The sequence below is a fragment of the Roseivirga ehrenbergii genome (genome assembly GCF_001593005.1).
Taxonomy (GTDB): Bacteria; Bacteroidota; Bacteroidia; order Cytophagales; family Cyclobacteriaceae; genus Roseivirga; species Roseivirga ehrenbergii.
Window position 1 is genome coordinate 188,478 of sequence record NZ_LQZQ01000049.1, and the last position, 15,322, is coordinate 203,799.

13 protein-coding genes are annotated in these 15,322 nt (G+C 40.4%); 2 read left to right on the forward strand and 11 right to left on the reverse strand.

Annotation, left to right across the window (positions count from 1 at the left end; translation table 11 throughout):
- Window positions 1–19 precede the first annotated feature (19 nt).
- The 6 genes from MB14_RS15285 to MB14_RS15310 form a co-directional block, all read right to left on the reverse strand.
- Complete coding sequence (locus tag MB14_RS15285) at window positions 20–334, reverse strand: type II toxin-antitoxin system RelE/ParE family toxin (protein ID WP_062593102.1); 315 nt, start codon at window positions 332–334, stop codon at window positions 20–22.
- On the reverse strand, window positions 316–558 hold the full coding sequence (locus MB14_RS15290) for a hypothetical protein (RefSeq protein WP_062593104.1): 243 nt from the start codon (window positions 556–558) through the stop codon (window positions 316–318). Before MB14_RS15290 ends, MB14_RS15285 begins: the two co-directional genes overlap by 19 nt.
- 657 nt (window positions 559–1,215) lie before the next feature.
- Complete coding sequence (locus tag MB14_RS15295; RefSeq protein ID WP_062593106.1) at window positions 1,216–3,000, reverse strand: NACHT domain-containing protein; 1,785 nt, start codon at window positions 2,998–3,000, stop codon at window positions 1,216–1,218.
- Between the two features lie 241 nt (window positions 3,001–3,241).
- Window positions 3,242–6,937 carry a phosphoribosylformylglycinamidine synthase gene (purL, locus tag MB14_RS15300; protein WP_062593108.1) on the reverse strand — a complete coding sequence of 1,232 codons (3,696 nt, stop codon included), beginning with the start codon at window positions 6,935–6,937 and terminating at the stop codon, window positions 3,242–3,244.
- Between the two features lie 171 nt (window positions 6,938–7,108).
- Window positions 7,109–7,573 (reverse strand): hypothetical protein, encoded by a 465-nt coding sequence (locus MB14_RS15305; RefSeq protein ID WP_053221858.1) that lies wholly within the window; start codon window positions 7,571–7,573, stop codon window positions 7,109–7,111.
- Between the two features lie 107 nt (window positions 7,574–7,680).
- Window positions 7,681–7,944, reverse strand: a complete 264-nt coding sequence (locus MB14_RS15310; protein WP_062593110.1) for an acyl-CoA-binding protein — start codon at window positions 7,942–7,944, stop codon at window positions 7,681–7,683.
- Window positions 7,945–7,997: 53 nt separating this feature from the next.
- Here MB14_RS15310 and MB14_RS15315 point away from each other — a divergent pair, with 53 nt between their 5' ends.
- Window positions 7,998–8,663, forward strand: a complete 666-nt coding sequence (locus tag MB14_RS15315; RefSeq protein ID WP_062593112.1) for an outer membrane beta-barrel protein — start codon at window positions 7,998–8,000, stop codon at window positions 8,661–8,663.
- Window positions 8,664–8,670: 7 nt separating this feature from the next.
- Here the strand turns inward: MB14_RS15315 and MB14_RS15320 are convergent, their stop codons facing one another.
- From MB14_RS15320 to MB14_RS15340, 5 genes are all read right to left on the reverse strand, one after another.
- Window positions 8,671–9,663 (reverse strand): hypothetical protein, encoded by a 993-nt coding sequence (locus MB14_RS15320; RefSeq protein WP_062593114.1) that lies wholly within the window; start codon window positions 9,661–9,663, stop codon window positions 8,671–8,673.
- A 25-nt stretch (window positions 9,664–9,688) separates the two neighbouring features.
- Entirely contained in the window at window positions 9,689–10,024 is a 336-nt protein-coding gene (locus MB14_RS15325; protein ID WP_062593116.1) for an avidin-fold protein, read from the reverse strand.
- Window positions 10,025–10,232: 208 nt separating this feature from the next.
- A complete protein-coding gene (locus MB14_RS15330) occupies window positions 10,233–11,324 on the reverse strand; it encodes a glycoside hydrolase family protein (RefSeq protein ID WP_062593118.1) in 1,092 nt (363 codons plus the stop codon).
- Window positions 11,321–12,412: a carbohydrate-binding family 9-like protein gene (locus MB14_RS15335; RefSeq protein WP_062593120.1), complete on the reverse strand. Its 1,092-nt coding sequence runs from the start codon at window positions 12,410–12,412 to the stop codon at window positions 11,321–11,323. Before MB14_RS15335 ends, MB14_RS15330 begins: the two co-directional genes overlap by 4 nt.
- A 60-nt stretch (window positions 12,413–12,472) precedes the next feature.
- Window positions 12,473–13,864: a sodium-dependent transporter gene (locus tag MB14_RS15340; RefSeq protein WP_062593122.1), complete on the reverse strand. Its 1,392-nt coding sequence runs from the start codon at window positions 13,862–13,864 to the stop codon at window positions 12,473–12,475.
- Between the two features lie 204 nt (window positions 13,865–14,068).
- Here MB14_RS15340 and MB14_RS15345 point away from each other — a divergent pair, with 204 nt between their 5' ends.
- Window positions 14,069–15,322 carry a DUF819 family protein gene (locus tag MB14_RS15345; protein WP_062593123.1) on the forward strand — a complete coding sequence of 418 codons (1,254 nt, stop codon included), beginning with the start codon at window positions 14,069–14,071 and terminating at the stop codon, window positions 15,320–15,322.

A 15,322-nucleotide genomic window follows, 5' to 3' on the forward strand; every position in this document is an offset into this window, starting at 1 on the left:
CGAGGATGAGTTGGAATCGTTATTTTTCGCTCTGTAAAATTTCTAGTAATTTTTTAGGGTTCTGTCGGTTATCCCAAAAGGCAGAAATCAGAATGGAGTCTTTCGTTACTTTATAATAGATGCTGAAGTTACCTAGTGAGGCTACGAAAACATCTTTAAAATCAGTGGATTTGTAAATGAAGGGAGATTGGGCGATTTGCTTAGTTCGTTCGGCAACTAAACGGACCAATTTTTTTGAATATCGGGGTGATTTGTTCCTATTTACCCAATATTCGAGTACTCCGACAAATTGGATATCGGCTGTTTTAGTCCATATCACATTGCGTTCAGCCATTCCAGATTTCGTTTGTGCATTTCATCTTGTGAAATCAACCTTCCGTTTTTTATGTCTTCCTCACTCATTTCCAACATCTTTTTTTGTTCCTCCGAAAGTTGAACAGTTTGGCTTTCCGGTACACTAGAAGAAGCGAGCTTGTCCAGTGCTTCCAAAACCTCCTTGTTTTGTATCGTTAGGATCTTGTCAATCAATCCATTCCTTAATTTATCTACAGTTGCCATGTTGATTTTCTTTACCTAAATATCTTTAAAATTGATGAATTTGACTAATGCTTCATTACCTGTTTAACTGGAAAACCTGGTGCAAAGTTAGTTTACCCCATCGGTTAAAAACTGAATTGTCTTACATCCTCGATGCAATCGTGGATGAGTTGGGGTGAAGATTAATTGTTCGATGATGCCTCTTTTTCTTTCCCTGAGTGTGCGAAGGGTCTAAAACCTCAATATTGGAAATAAATGTGGTTTCCCAAGGACAGAGTCCTTGGTGAATAGTGGTCACAGGTTCGGAGAACCTGCGACAGTGGGACGCGAAGACCAGTGGGAGATACAATGCTTTAACAACGTGAAAAGATGCTTACAGCATGACTTAGATTTGATGTTTGTGCTAATAATATGATATATCGGACAAGCCTGCTTTACAGACACCCTGTAAGGGTCTTTTTCAGAAATATAGATGGCATGACGCTCCGAATGAGCCTTATCTCGTTCTGATTCCGAAGTCTTGGAAGTCCCCAAGATCCGCTTGCTATACCCTGTGATTGCAAGGCTTTGAAATAGAGAGGTTTCTATTAGTATATCCATCGGTTCGAAACCGATTTGTCTTGCATCCTCGATACAATCGAGGAGGTGTTGGGGAGCCTGCGATAGTGGGGTTGGACTTTAGGTGGGTATCTTATCAATTTTGGTGATATCAATCAGGCCTTCGGAGTCTAATAGCTTAATGTAGTCCAAGTGGATATCTCCGTAAGCTGGATGAGTTACAAATAAGTTACTAGCTTCGTGTGATAATCTTGAAAGAGTACAGGCGTTATTCACTACTTGAATAAATTGATAGTCTCTTAATACGAGCACTAATGACTCTTTCGTATTGAGCAGCTTTAAGAAATCGAGAATCAAATACTTTGCTTCTTCATCTCCATGAGTATCGAACATAATTTGGACTATTGTATAACCAAGTTCATGGTCTTTATCAAATGTTGGTACTTCTACTAAAAGCCGCTCCAAAAGTCTTCTTATTGAACTTTTTGATCTATTTACCAAATTTCTATTTCTTATCAAGTTTGCAAACCATTCATTGGGTGCTTGTGATAAACAGATAGCGATAGCCAGGGGTTCTGGGTATTCATGAAAGTAATTTATTACTTCCTTTGAAAAAGGTAAGGTCAGAATATGTCTAGCACATAGGTATTCCTGAATAGAGAGGTGTGAAAATTCGTATTTGTTGTATCCAAGCTCAATTATAATACCGTTATGAGACTCAATCTCCGAGACTACATCATGCAGTTCCTCAATGGGTAATGAATACTTCTTATGAAGTTTTTCATAAATATTCCCAATTTCTTTAGAATTGAAAGACTTTGATTTCAACTTGTACATTAGAGCAAAAGCAACCTCGGATAAAAATCTAAGTTTCGCTCTAGTGCCGAAGCCCGAGTATTTTGATTTTCTTTTTATACCTCGTTGCTCATCCCAGTCTCTAATTACTAGGAAGGTCATTTCTTCATATACTTCATTTGGTTCTTCTGGTAGTGAGTTTTCTTTATCATAGAGAATTAATAGAATCGTAAGAAATATCGGACGATTGGCTAAGTCGGTATATGGTTTCAATTCAAGTTCCTTTAAAAAAGCTTTGTAGGTTCTTGGAAGCCATTTTTTAGATATTTTTATAATTCTGTCTTTTGATAAACTTCGAATATGGTAGTACTCAAAATGATTTGCTCGCTTAGTAAAATGCGATTTTCTTACTGATACAACTATTCTTGCTTGGTTTAACTTTAAACCTAAAGATTCGATTTCGTTAAAAATTTCACCTTGTATTTCAGTTCTTACTTCATCAAGGCCATCCAAGAATAGGAGAACTTTGTTATAGTTTAAAAATTTCGGAAGGAAAACCTCGATAGGTTCTTCACCGATAAAGGCCTTAATAATATCAGGTTTGCTGCCTTCTAATTTTACATATTTAGGTTGAATTCCAAAAATATCTAAAACCTCTTCTGAAATTGATTCGAATTTCAGACTTCTTAATCTTACTAAAATTGGAATTGCGAAGTTAGAGTCGTGGTTAGTGAAAAATTTTTGAATCAGTCTTTTTATCGTAGTCGTCTTACCAGAGCCAGGGCTTCCAATTATTATAGAATTTGTTCTTTCGTTAAGAAACTCCTCCTCAGAAATAACGGTATTTCTAGTATTGATATTGGAGGATATTTCTAATTCCGTTGAGAATAACTCAGTATCTCTAGGGTTAGAAAATCCCATAAGTGGAATCTTATTTGACCAGTTAACGATATCAATGCAATGAACTTCAAGTTTTTCGGGCAAACAACGAACTGTATTCTTAAAAATGGATCGCTTCTCTTGTTTAATCCAAGGAAGAAAATTCTTTGAGAAGTTGTCTATTATCGGTTTGATTAATTCCTTTCCTAGAATGGGTACTAATTCGTTCATCAGGTAAATAATATTAGATATAATTCATTTTTAAATCATCTACATCGCGTTTATATAAGGAAGTTGCTTAAAACTTTTCTTACAACCAATTGATTTGTTTAAATACAGGGATATAATTGACTAATTAGGTAAAGTATAGGAGTCGTATCTACGAAACCCCAACAAAAAAACCACTCCTTCCGAAGTGGGTTTTGATACTTTATAAGCCTTAGCCGCTTAATACTCAATACATATTACCGAGCTACGCTCGCGCAGCAACCCACTCCTTAGCATTTATAAAGGCTTTGATCCATGGGCTGAGGATGTCTTTACGCTGCTCTATTGGATAGTGCGCCCAGTTCCAAGGGAAGATGGAGCGCTCGAAGTGCGGCATAATGGCCAAGTGTCTGCCGTCTTTACTCGCCAAACCTGCTACATGGTAGTCAGAACCATTGGGCGAAGCAGGGTAGGCCTCGTAAGAGTATTTAGCAATTACATTGTAAGCAGACTCTTTCTCTGGTAAAGCAAAACGGCCTTCACCGTGTGCCACCCAAATACCAAGCCTTGCGCCTGAAAGTGAGCCTAGCATTACCGAGTCATTTTCTGGAATGGTTACATTCACAAAACCCGACTCAAATTTGCCTGCAATGTTGTGCTTTAATTTAGGATGCGTTTTGTGTTCTGGGTACAGCAAACCAAGTTCGCCCATCAACTGGCAACCGTTACAAATCCCCAGTGAAATAGTGTCTTCACGGGCATAGAAATTGTCGAGGGCAGCTTTTGCTTTTTCGTTGTATAAGAAAGCACCCGCCCAGCCTTTGGCAGAACCCAAAACATCGGAATTGGAGAAGCCACCTACAAAGGCAATAAAGTTGACATCGCTTAGGTCTTCGGCACCAGAAATAAGGTCGGTCATGTGAATGTCCTTCACATCGAAACCAGCCAAATGCATGGCATAAGCCATTTCTCTGTCGCCATTCACGCCTTTTTCACGAATAATCGCTCCTTTAATTCCCGTTTTCTCTTTGCGGTCAGGGTTTAAGCCCAAAGCAGTATATTGGCCTTCAAACCCTTGAGGGAAAGTGAATTCTAAAGGTTGTTTTTTATAGTTCTCAAAACGGGTTTTGGCCAATTCGGCACCGCTTTGTTTTTGGTCTAATAAGAAAGAGGTCTTGTACCACAGGTCTCTCATTTCCAAAATATCGAAATTGTAATCAGCGTTGGCTGTCTTAATCGATAGTTTGTCTTCAGATTTTGGTACGGCAATTTCATGGTAAGTAACACCCAATGCTTTCAGTCTGTCTTTTACCGAAACGTTGTTTTCGTTTCCAATTTGAATAATCAAGCCCGGTTTTTCAGAGAAGAGCAATTGCGCATCGTCTCCGGCCTTGATGCCAGAAAGGTCCACTTCCAAACCAAATTCTTCTTGTGCAAAACACATTTCCAATAAGGCGGTTACCATACCTCCAGCAGAAATATCGTGTCCGGCCAAAATGTGCTCTTCTTCAATTAGGGTTTGAATCAAATCGAAGGTTTTGGCGAATTTAGCGCTGTTCTTCACCATTGGTGCTGAAGTGCCCACTTTGCCAATGATTTGAGCAAATGAACTTCCACCCAGTTTAAAGTCATCTTCAGAAAGGTCGATGTACAATAGAGAAGAGTTGACAATCGGTTGAAGTACAGGCTCTACTACTTTCTTCAGGTCGGTTACTTCGCCTACGGCAGAAATAATCACCGTACCCGGTGAGTACACCACATCGTTCTCGTATTTCTGGGTCATCGACATGGAATCTTTCCCCGTAGGGATATTGATGCCCAATTCGATGGCAAACTGGCTTACTCCTTCTACCGCTTTGTATAAACGAGCATTTTCACCTTCATTTTTCGCTGGCCACATCCAGTTGGCACTCAACGATACGTTTTTGATGCCGCCTTCAATCGGTGCCCAAATAATGTTGGTCAAAGCCTCGGCAATCGAAAGCTGAGAACCGGCTACTGGATCCACCAAAGCCGATACTGGAGCATGACCGATAGAAGTGGCAATTCCTTTAATGCCTCGGTAATCGAGCGCCATTACGCCCACATTGTTCAAAGGTAACTGAATTGGTCCTGCCGTTTGTTGCTTGGCTACACGGCCAGTAACGCAACGGTCTACTTTGTTGGTAAGCCAATCTTTACAAGCTACAGCCTCTAACTGAAGCACCGCTTTTAAATAGTCTTCAATTTTAGCGTTGTCATAAGTCAAGTCCGCAAAATTGTTGGCTACGGTTTTGTCTTCCAAAATGGTTTTTGGAGAAGAACCAAACATATGAGAGAGATTCCAATCAATTGGGTTTTCACCCGAAACTTTATTCTCGAATTTGAAGTGCTGGTCGCCAGTGGTTTCACCCACCACATAGAAAGGCGCCCTTTCTCTTTTGGCCACGCGCTCCATCAATTCAATGTCTTTTTGCTTCATTACCAAGCCCATTCGCTCTTGAGATTCGTTGCCGATAATCTCTTTGTCGGAAAGGGTAGGATCGCCCACAGGTAATTTCTTTACGTCAATGGTGCCGCCCGTTTCTTCTACCAGTTCCGAAAGGCAGTTCAAATGGCCGCCTGCTCCGTGGTCGTGAATAGAAACGATTGGGTTGTCATCCATTTCGGCCATTGCGCGCACTGCGTTATACACACGCTTTTGCATTTCTGGGTTCGAACGCTGAATGGCGTTTAATTCAATACCGCTAGAAAACTCACCTGTATCTACTGATGATACGGCACTTCCGCCCATACCAATGCGGTAGTTGTCGCCACCCATCACCACGATTTTATCGCCTGCCGCAGGAGACTCTTTCAAGGCATCTTTTTTCTTTCCGTAACCTACTCCACCGGCCAGCATAATCACCTTATCGAAACCGTATTTCTTGTCAGCTTCTTGGTGTTCAAAAGTAAGTACCGAACCAGCAATCAGCGGTTGACCGAATTTATTTCCGAAATCAGAAGCTCCGTTCGAAGCTTTGATGAGAATGTCCATTGGCGTTTGGTAAAGCCATTTTCTTTCAGGCATGTTGGCTTCCCAGTTTCTGTCTCTTTCTAAACGAGAGTAGGAGGTCATGTACACGGCAGTTCCCGCCAAAGGCATAGAACCTTTTCCCCCTGCCATTCTATCTCTGATTTCTCCACCGGCTCCAGTTGCCGCTCCGTTAAAGGGCTCTACAGTCGTAGGGAAGTTGTGTGTTTCGGCTTTCAATGAAATCACCGAATCAAAATCTTTGGTTTCGAACCAGTCGGCTTTGTCTTGGGTTTTTTGTGCGAATTGTTCTACACGAGGGCCTTCTACAAATGCTACGTTATCTTTATAAGCAGACACCAATCTACCCGGGTGCGCCTCTGAAGTTTTACGAATAAGCTTGAATAGGGAAGTAGGCATTTCTTGGCCATCAATAATGAATACGCCATTAAAGATTTTGTGTCGGCAGTGTTCTGAGTTTACCTGGGAAAATCCGAATACTTCGCCATCGGTTAGTTTTCTGCCCAATTGCTCGCTAACTCCATTCAGGTAATCAATTTCTTCTTGGTTCAGCGCTAAACCTTCTTGCTGGTTATAAGCTGCAATGTCTTCGATATAAAGCACAGGCTCAGGCTTTACGTCAATGCTATAAATCTGCTGATCTAAACCTTTATAGGCCGCTTGCAACATGGGGTCGAAAGCGGTGTTATTTAAATCTACTTTGTCAAATTCTTCGATACGCTCGATTCCGGCAACGCCCATGTTTTGGGTAATTTCTACGGCATTGGTACTCCAAGGAGTAATCATTTCTTTTCTGGGGCCTACAAAATTGCCTTCCAAGGTATCGGTCGCAATCAAAGTAGCATTACCAAAAAGCCAAGAAAGCTTTGATATGTCTTGATTTTGAAGGGGTTGGGTAAGGCCTAAAGCGTAGATTTTGTCGTTTCCTGCATCGAAAAACTGAATCATTAGAACGAGGTTTTAAGGGGTGTAGATTTAGGTGAGCAAAATTAGTAAAAGATTCGGCATTGGGAATTAAAAACGTGGAGATTGAATAGGCCATAAAAAGAAAATCCGTCAGCCCATGATCTAAAAGATTCTGAACTGACGGATGATTAATTATTTGTATGCCTCAGGCGATTACTTCATTTTACTCAATTGCTCTTCTCCAGCTTTATTGATGGCGTAATCGCGCCATTTTTCATATTCTTCTGCATCCATATTTTTTTCTGCAGCGCCTGCTGAAGGAGGGGTGAAGCTAAAGCTTGATTCCCACCATTGACGGGCATATTCTTTGGCTTGTTCTTTATCAATTTCAAATTGGCTGACCTGACCGTCACCCAATAACCAAGGTTTTTCTTGGCTGCTGTATTTTTGAAAAATCATTGTGCGCATTTTGGTACCCATTTCATCATTTCTTTGAAAATGAGCTTTTGAATAAGCCAGTGTTTCAGGCTCTATCATTTTGTTATCCCAAAAGCGTTTTGATTTAATAATCTGTGCAGATGTAAGAAGATAGCCTTCACCGAATTCTAATAGTGAGCCTTCTAAATCACAAGATCTAGCAGGTTTCTTCTTTTTCTTTCCGAAACTAAATAATCCCATTGTTGTTTATTTTGAATTTTGATTTAACCGTTCGCAATATGCGAAGAAAAATATAATTTATTGTTGTCGCCTAGGGTAAACGACATTGATAAGCTGCTATTGTGAAATTAACTTTCAGCGGATTTTAACTCATTTACAAGGTCGATATAAGCTTTCATTGCTTCTTCCTTACTCTGACCTTTAAGTTTTTCCCACGCATTGTATTTGGCAGCAGCTTTAAAGTCAAAACCGCCCGGTCTTTCAGTATCGTTGTCTCCGTGGGTGGCTTGTTTGTAAAGGGCGTATAATTTTAAAAGGTGTTCATTGGATGGACGTTGGGTAAGGGTGTCCACTGTTTTTAATGCATTCTGAAACGCTTCGTTTGATTCCATTCCGATCTTATTTATATAAATTTGAAATCTAAAATTATTGAATCTTCAGCGATATGCAATTAGGAAAATTGGGTGAAATGATTTTGAAGAGCTCAATAGCGATTATCGCCTTCATGGGGTCGTTTTCTTTTGCTCAGGCTCAGGATTTTTATGACGTTAGTTATAAGGCAGGCCCTGTTTTAAAAATTGTTAGTCCGAAAATTAGAATCGATAGCGATTACGTCCGTATTCCGGAAGAAGGAAATGAGATTGGCTACCAGTTTGGCTTGTTTGCTAAAATAAGGGTGAATAATGTTTATGTACAGCCTGAGTTACTTTTATCTACTGCCCAAAGTAGATTGGATTTCTTGAATTACGATGGTGTAGTTGGGTTTAATCCTAGTGCTGATTTTGAATTTACCACACTCGAAATTCCGCTTTCTATTGGTGTGAATATTGGCAATTTGAGGTTAGATACCGGCCCTGGTTTTAGTTTAATGCTTTCTGGAAATGAGTATTTTTTGAATGAAAGGATTAACGTAACTCAAGAGTATAATCAGATGACCATTCTGTGGCGGTTTGGCCTTGGGCTTGATATCAATCACCTGCTGCTTGATTTTAAATATGAGTTTGGCTTGAGTAAAACCGAAGAGAGTTTATCCCGACTGATTGAGAGAGAATTGGTGCCTAAACAAAGCCAATTGGTTTTCAGTGTTGGCTACTCAATTCTTAGGGATTAGCGGCTTTTTAAAAAGCCCAGCTCAGTTTTAAACTTAGGTCGAAATTTGCCGACCAAGCTGTTTCTTTTTTGTTCGATGAATAACTTAAATCAAACCATTCCCAAAAGCCGGGTTGTTGGATGTAATTTTCAGGTATTGAAGGGTAAGTAACTTTTCTATGCCTTAACCCTAGACCAAAATAGGTTTCAACAACAAAGCCTCGGGTTAAATAATACTGTAATCCAATATGGGGGGTGATGGAAACGAATTGTTTATTAATTCTGGTTCTTTCACTAAAGTGAAATCGCTGATTAGGTATTGGCTCGGTGTAATAGCTGATGTAGGCATCGTTTTGCTTATGAAAGAACTCGGCTGCTATTCCTGAATACCAACGTGTGTTTTCATGGTTTCTGAAAAAGTACTTTTCCTCCACTACTATTTTATATCCCTTACTATTCCTGGCAAAATCATTGTCTCTGCTTAAAAAGTGAGTATAGCTTAGTTGAGTGCCAAACTTACTTCCGTGCAATCGCTCGTAGCTTACTTCAATTCCAGGGTGATATCCTATTACCATTGATAATGGGTTGAATCCAACTTTATTTTTTCTGTATAACAAAGTGCTGTCCATAGGAAAGTAAGGCGTATAGGCATTGCCCGGCCTATTCAAGTCGATGAACACTTTTCTTGGGTATTTCCATTTCTTTCCTGTGATTTCATCCACAAGAAATCCAGAGAAATAAGGACTTAATGTGTTCAGCCAGTATACAGGTGCTTTTTTAGGGAGAATATATACTTGCTTGGTTCTCTCTTCAGTAAAAATTGATACTGTAATAGGCTCTTTGCTATTTTTGGCTACGAAAGTAACGGGGGCGCTCAGTTTGTTAATAATGGTGTCGCCTTCATAGATATAGTTGACCGCTTGGTCGGACTTTATACTTACCTGCGAATAATTGCCATTAATGATTGTAGCACAAGAAGAAACTAGCCATACGAGGCTAATTAGAAGGGCAGTATTACGCATACAAAAAGTATGGGGTTTTAAAAGTCTAAATTTCGTCTAATATAGAACTTCCTTCCGAAATATCTCCCGAGGCCCACTTCCAAGCTTCATGTAGCCTAATTTTTCCATTACTAAGTATTTCTGGGCGTGAATAGCACATGCCTTTTGATACTTCTCCCTTTTCATTTACTTGGTGGTAATGCATTTCGATATACCCTTGGTCATCAACTAATCCCGATATATGCCCTTTAACCATCTGTCCTCCTTGGTATTGAGCACTAAGAACTGATCCTTCCTGTATATATTCAAAAACTGTTTCGCTCGAAATTTCGCAGTTTGCTGTATTAATTACAGCTCTGAATTTGCGCTTATGATAGTTCATTGAGGTATTCGGTGATGATGTTGGGGTACAATTAATGAAAATATCTTTACAGATATTGTGTTCTCATTCAATGTTAAAAGAAACTTAATATTGAAGTTGATTTACGGGTAGTACTAAAGTTACTTGAGTTTTATTATTGTTAGTGTAAATGAAAAGGAGCAAACCATATTGATTTGCTCCTCCTGTATTCTGAAAATAGTGTTTTGCATCAAGATTTTTTCACAGCTGCAAAGGCCTTCAGTCTTTCGTCTTTTAAAGCTCCATTAGAAAAGAAGGACATGCCCTTGGCTCCGCCTGCTTTGGCTGCAGCTATGGCCTGAGCAATTTCTTCTGGTTTCATTTCTGGTAAATAAACACCTGTATGTAGAGGAAATTTACCATTCAAATCATTCACGCCTTGTTGCGTAGCATATTCAATCCAAGGAATATCTTCTTCATAGAAGTTGTGGTAAATCATAGGGAACACAATGTCCAAATCCCATTCGTTCCAAGACTGGCGCACGAGTTTTCTGGCCAATTCAGGGTAAGGGAATACTGCTGCCGACATTTTTTTGCCCTCAGCATGTACCGCAGCCGAAACTTGATTCACCAGTTTAGTAATGCTGTCCCATCTGTATTTTCTCCACTTTTCATCTTGGCTAGGGTCTTCTAAGCTGTCGGGTCTGTATCCATTTTCTTCTTCAAAATTACCTTGGCATGTTTCGCAATAGCAGAAGTCATATTCGGGCATTTCGTGGTCTTGAACTAAGTTGTATTTGGCCCAAAGCCCTTTGGGAAGAATGACATCGCAATAGCGAACATAATCTAAGTGAATGGCCGAAAGCCCTTCGATATCGCAATGCGACACCATGAAATTCTTCACATATTCTTGCACTTCTGGTTTAGAAGGGCAGAGCCATTGATAATAGCCTACATAGGGGTTTACATTAAGACTCGACTCTCCATTTCTGCTCACGGCATACCATTCCGGATGTGCTTGTGCTTCGGTGTCGCCCGGGCGGTTCATGGTCCAAAGCCAAGCATGTACTTCTTGCCCAAGCTCTTGTGCTATCGGAATTAGTTTCTCTAGCATTTGGCGTCCACCGCCAATAATAAGCCCGGTTATTCCTGCTTCGCGAAGCCCAGTTAATTCTGTTTTCCAGTCGGCTATGGTTTTTTCATTGTTGCCATCTACCCACACCCAGTATTTAAAATCTTCTTCAGTAGAATTGGCAGTTCCGCACGAAGTAAGTAGGGTAGGCGCCAGCATAAAGGCTGCTGAACCAAGGCCAATGTTTTTTATAAAGTCGCGTTTTTTCATGGTTTTATTTCTTTCCAAATTCTACCTGTTTCATTAATGAACCAAGTTGCATCTGTCGTTTGTGCTTTTAATAAATAGGTCTGTTCCGTAGTGTTCAAGTTGTAGGTTATAGCCTTTGATCCATCTACTTGATTTGGTAAGTTGAAATTTTTGAGTGATTGATCAAATACTTTGTGTTCTCTTCTGAAATCAATTTGAGCTCGATGAAAATAGTAAAGCACTTGCCTTATTTCCTCTTCGGCTTTATTAACTTTTATAATACTAAAGCCTTCATCAAGCACATTTTTGTCTGAAAACTGAACAATGCCCCAAAACTCAGGTTCGTGCATGGCAATGGCTCTTTGTGGCGACCATACCCAATTATGTTCTGGTAGGTTTTTGCCTGTTTTAGAATCTTTCTGTTTTACATATTTTCCATCCATAACTTCGGTCTTCCATTGCACGCGCGAGAAATTCAAACGCCATTGGTCACCATTGTTGGGTGGGGTTTTCATGCTGGTGGCTTCGCTGAGGGCATCCCACGGAATGGCCACTTCAACTGACCAGCCTTGGTCTTTATCACTAGGGTCGTTTAGAGTTCCGTTGACATGGACTGCGGACTTTAGTCCGTGAATGTCCCAGTGGTCAATGGCGTGGCCACCATTGCGGTAGGGGCGGGTGAGTAGTAAATCCCAAACGGTGTTGAGTGCATTTACTTCGAATTCGTAATAGTTATGAGTATCGCCATCTGGGTCGATGAAAATCTCGAAGTCATTATCGTAGAAGATCACGGCATCGCGTTCGGTGAGTTTAGCCCAAACATGCGGCTCTTCCATTTCAGCATAAAAGTAGAAGTAGTCTTCATCCCAAAGCATTTTCATTCGGGTATCGAAATAAGGCTTGGGTTTCTTGTTTCCCTCAATATCTATAAAAGTATCCGTCCATGGCGCTGTCTGCCAAGCATCTTCGTTTGCTAAACCATCAATTTTGAGAGTAGTGCTTGTTTTATGACTTAGGTAAGATCGCCCTTCGATAAACTGAAATTGGGCTTGGGCCGTAATACAATGACCAAAAAAGATTAAGAAAAATAGGAGATGTTTCAACTTCATAAATAAAAAAACCTCTTCCGTTTCGAGAAGAGGTTCAATATCATAAATTCTTAAGAGTAATTAAAAAATGTCTACCCCAAAGTATGTTTTCAAAACAGTAATAATGAAAATGAATCCAAGAACAGCTGGAGCTAAGTAGCCTACTGCAAAGTTCAAGTACTTCTGAAGGAAAGAACCTTTGTAGTTTGGAGCACCGTGAGAGAGTTCTTCATCCAAATTGTGTTTTTTCCAAATATGTGCTGCAAAGAAAACAATCAAACAGCCACCCAAAGGCAGAAGCGTATCATTGGCTACGTTGGCAATAAAGCTCAAGAAATCTGTAGCGGTCTCAGAGCCTGGGTAAGTAATAAAGTTCGAGAAGAAATCAGAATATCCATTTCCTAACAAAGAAGGAATACCGATTAAGAAAATAGCTCCTGCTACCAACCAAACCGCTCTGCTTCTTCTTACATTTTTTTCATCTACTACATAAGCTACTGGAACTTCAAGTAGAGATACAGTTGATGTAAGGGCAGCAAAACAAAGTAGTACGAAGAACAATGTTCCTGCTATGGCGCCAAAAGTTCCGCCAATAGTTCCGAAAATTTGAGGAAGCGTAACGAAAATTAGACCTGGCCCACTACCTACACCATCCATAGTTCCTCCACTCATAAAACCAATTAGAGGGAATATCATCATACCCGCCAATACAGCAATACCCACATCGGCAAGCGTAATAAAGGCCGCAGCAGAAACAATGTTTTCTTTCTTGTTTACGTATGAACCGTAAGTAATCAAGGCACCCATTCCCAAAGAAAGAGAGAAGAAAGCCTGACCCAAGGCATTGATAATTACCTCTGAACTTAGTTTAGAAAAATCAGGAATTAGATAGAATTTAAGACCGTCCATTGCATTTGGAAGGGTTAAAGAATAGCCTACAATCAGCAAAATCATGATTAAAAGAGAAGGCATTAGGAACTTAGCCGCCTTTTCAATACCACCTGATATACCTTTAGACACAACAAAAGCAGTAGTAGCCATAAATAACATTCCGTAGGCACCCACTTTAAATACATCCTGAACAAATTCGCTGAAATGATCTGCGATAGCAAAGTTTCCAATGGCCATTTCATACACATAGCCAAATGCCCAGCCCGCAATTACGTTGTAGAAAGAAAGAATAAGGAAACCACTGAAGATGCCCATTTTTCCTACAAAATTCCATTTTTTAAAACCTAAGGCGTTAAAAGCTCCAACAGGGTTTTTTTCGGTTTTTCTACCAATAGCGATCTCGGTAACCATTACCGGATAACACAATACAAAGCAAAAAATAAGGTACATCACCACAAATGCTGCACCTCCTCCTTGTCCTACTTCATATGGGAAACCCCAAATGTTACCTAATCCTACTGCCGATCCGGCTGCCGCCATAATGAAACCCAATCGACTTGAAAAACCTCCTCTTGTAGCCATATTTGAATAGTTTAAAACCCGAATATATGTGTTTAAATTAATCCGTGCCCCCCATTGGTCATAAAATCTTTCAGAAATTCCCTTACTGGTAGTTCATAAGTTGTTTTGCGCTGTCTTTAAGTGAATAGTTTAGAAGAAGATAAAGGAGAAGGTTATAAATAACGATTAAAATTCCTTTTTTTAGAGTTCAAAACTTAAACAAGCATGGAGCCTTTTTTCACTAACGATGCCATAGTTCTCGGTTTACTTCTGATTGTGATTGCCGCAGTATTTCACACTTCGCATTCACCAAATCCTTTATGGAAGAAGTTTTACACTATTGTACCAAGTATTCTGCTTTGTTACTTTTTGCCTGCTTTACTCAATTGGCCTTTGGGTTTGATTTCGGGGGAAGAGTCGAACCTATACTTTGTAGCATCACGCTATTTACTACCGGCCAGTTTGGTTTTACTTTGTTTAAGCATCGATTTAAAGGGAATTATTAACCTGGGGCCAAAAGCGCTGATTATGTTTTTTGCCGCCACCATCGGTATTGTGATTGGTGGACCCATTGCCATTTTATTTATTTCGGCTGTTGCCCCAAGTGTTTTAGATGTTGGGGGTGCCGAAGAAGTATGGCGCGGCTTAACCACTGTAGCGGGTAGCTGGATTGGTGGAGGAGCCAATCAAGCCTCTATGAAGGAGATTTATGAAGTGAGCGATGAGCTCTTTTCTCAAATGATAGTAATAGATGTGATCTGCGCCAATATTTGGACAGGCTTTTTGCTCTATGGAGCCAATCAGGCCAAAAGGGTAGACCGTTGGTTGAAATCGGATACAACGGCCATTGATGACTTAAAGAAAAGGGTAGAGGATTACCAAGCGAGTATTGCAAAAGTACCTACCCTCACCGAAGTAATGACTATTCTGGCGGTTGCCTTTGGAGCTACTGCTTTGGCGCGTTGGGGAGCCGATTCTATTCAACCTGTAATGGAAAGAAATATTGATTTCCTTGATAAGTATAACCTTACATCACTCAATTCAGATTTCTTTTGGTTGGTCGTGATTGCGACCACCGTAGGCGTAGGACTTTCATTTACTAAAGCCAGAAAACTAGAAGGCGCAGGTGCCAGCCGCCTAGGCTCAGTATTTATCTTCATTTTGGTGGCTACCATTGGTATGCAAATGAACATTCGCGAAGTGTTTGATAACCCAGGACTGTTTGCCATTGGCATCAGCTGGATGCTCGTTCATGTGATTATTATGATTGTAGTAGCTAAGATTATTAAAGCGCCTTTCTTCTTTGTGGCGGTGGGTAGCCAAGCCAATGTAGGCGGAGCCGCTTCGGCTCCGGTGGTTGCTTCAGCATTTAGCCCAGCTTTAGCGCCAGTAGGAGTATTACTTGCCGTATTAGGCTATGCACTCGGTACATATGGCGCAATTCTTTGTGCTCAGTTAATGGAATGGGTTTCGCCTTGA

Coding starts and splice junctions, on each gene's coding strand:
- MB14_RS15285 (WP_062593102.1), bottom strand. CDS start 334: ATGGCTGAACGCAATGTGATATGGACTAAAACAGCCGATATCCAATTT.
- MB14_RS15290 (WP_062593104.1), bottom strand. CDS start 558: ATGGCAACTGTAGATAAATTAAGGAATGGATTGATTGACAAGATCCTA.
- MB14_RS15295 (WP_062593106.1), bottom strand. CDS start 3,000: ATGAACGAATTAGTACCCATTCTAGGAAAGGAATTAATCAAACCGATA.
- purL (WP_062593108.1), bottom strand. CDS start 6,937: ATGATTCAGTTTTTCGATGCAGGAAACGACAAAATCTACGCTTTAGGC.
- MB14_RS15305 (WP_053221858.1), bottom strand. CDS start 7,573: ATGGGATTATTTAGTTTCGGAAAGAAAAAGAAGAAACCTGCTAGATCT.
- MB14_RS15310 (WP_062593110.1), bottom strand. CDS start 7,944: ATGGAATCAAACGAAGCGTTTCAGAATGCATTAAAAACAGTGGACACC.
- MB14_RS15315 (WP_062593112.1), top strand. CDS start 7,998: ATGCAATTAGGAAAATTGGGTGAAATGATTTTGAAGAGCTCAATAGCG.
- MB14_RS15320 (WP_062593114.1), bottom strand. CDS start 9,663: ATGCGTAATACTGCCCTTCTAATTAGCCTCGTATGGCTAGTTTCTTCT.
- MB14_RS15325 (WP_062593116.1), bottom strand. CDS start 10,024: ATGAACTATCATAAGCGCAAATTCAGAGCTGTAATTAATACAGCAAAC.
- MB14_RS15330 (WP_062593118.1), bottom strand. CDS start 11,324: ATGAAAAAACGCGACTTTATAAAAAACATTGGCCTTGGTTCAGCAGCC.
- MB14_RS15335 (WP_062593120.1), bottom strand. CDS start 12,412: ATGAAGTTGAAACATCTCCTATTTTTCTTAATCTTTTTTGGTCATTGT.
- MB14_RS15340 (WP_062593122.1), bottom strand. CDS start 13,864: ATGGCTACAAGAGGAGGTTTTTCAAGTCGATTGGGTTTCATTATGGCG.
- MB14_RS15345 (WP_062593123.1), top strand. CDS start 14,069: ATGGAGCCTTTTTTCACTAACGATGCCATAGTTCTCGGTTTACTTCTG.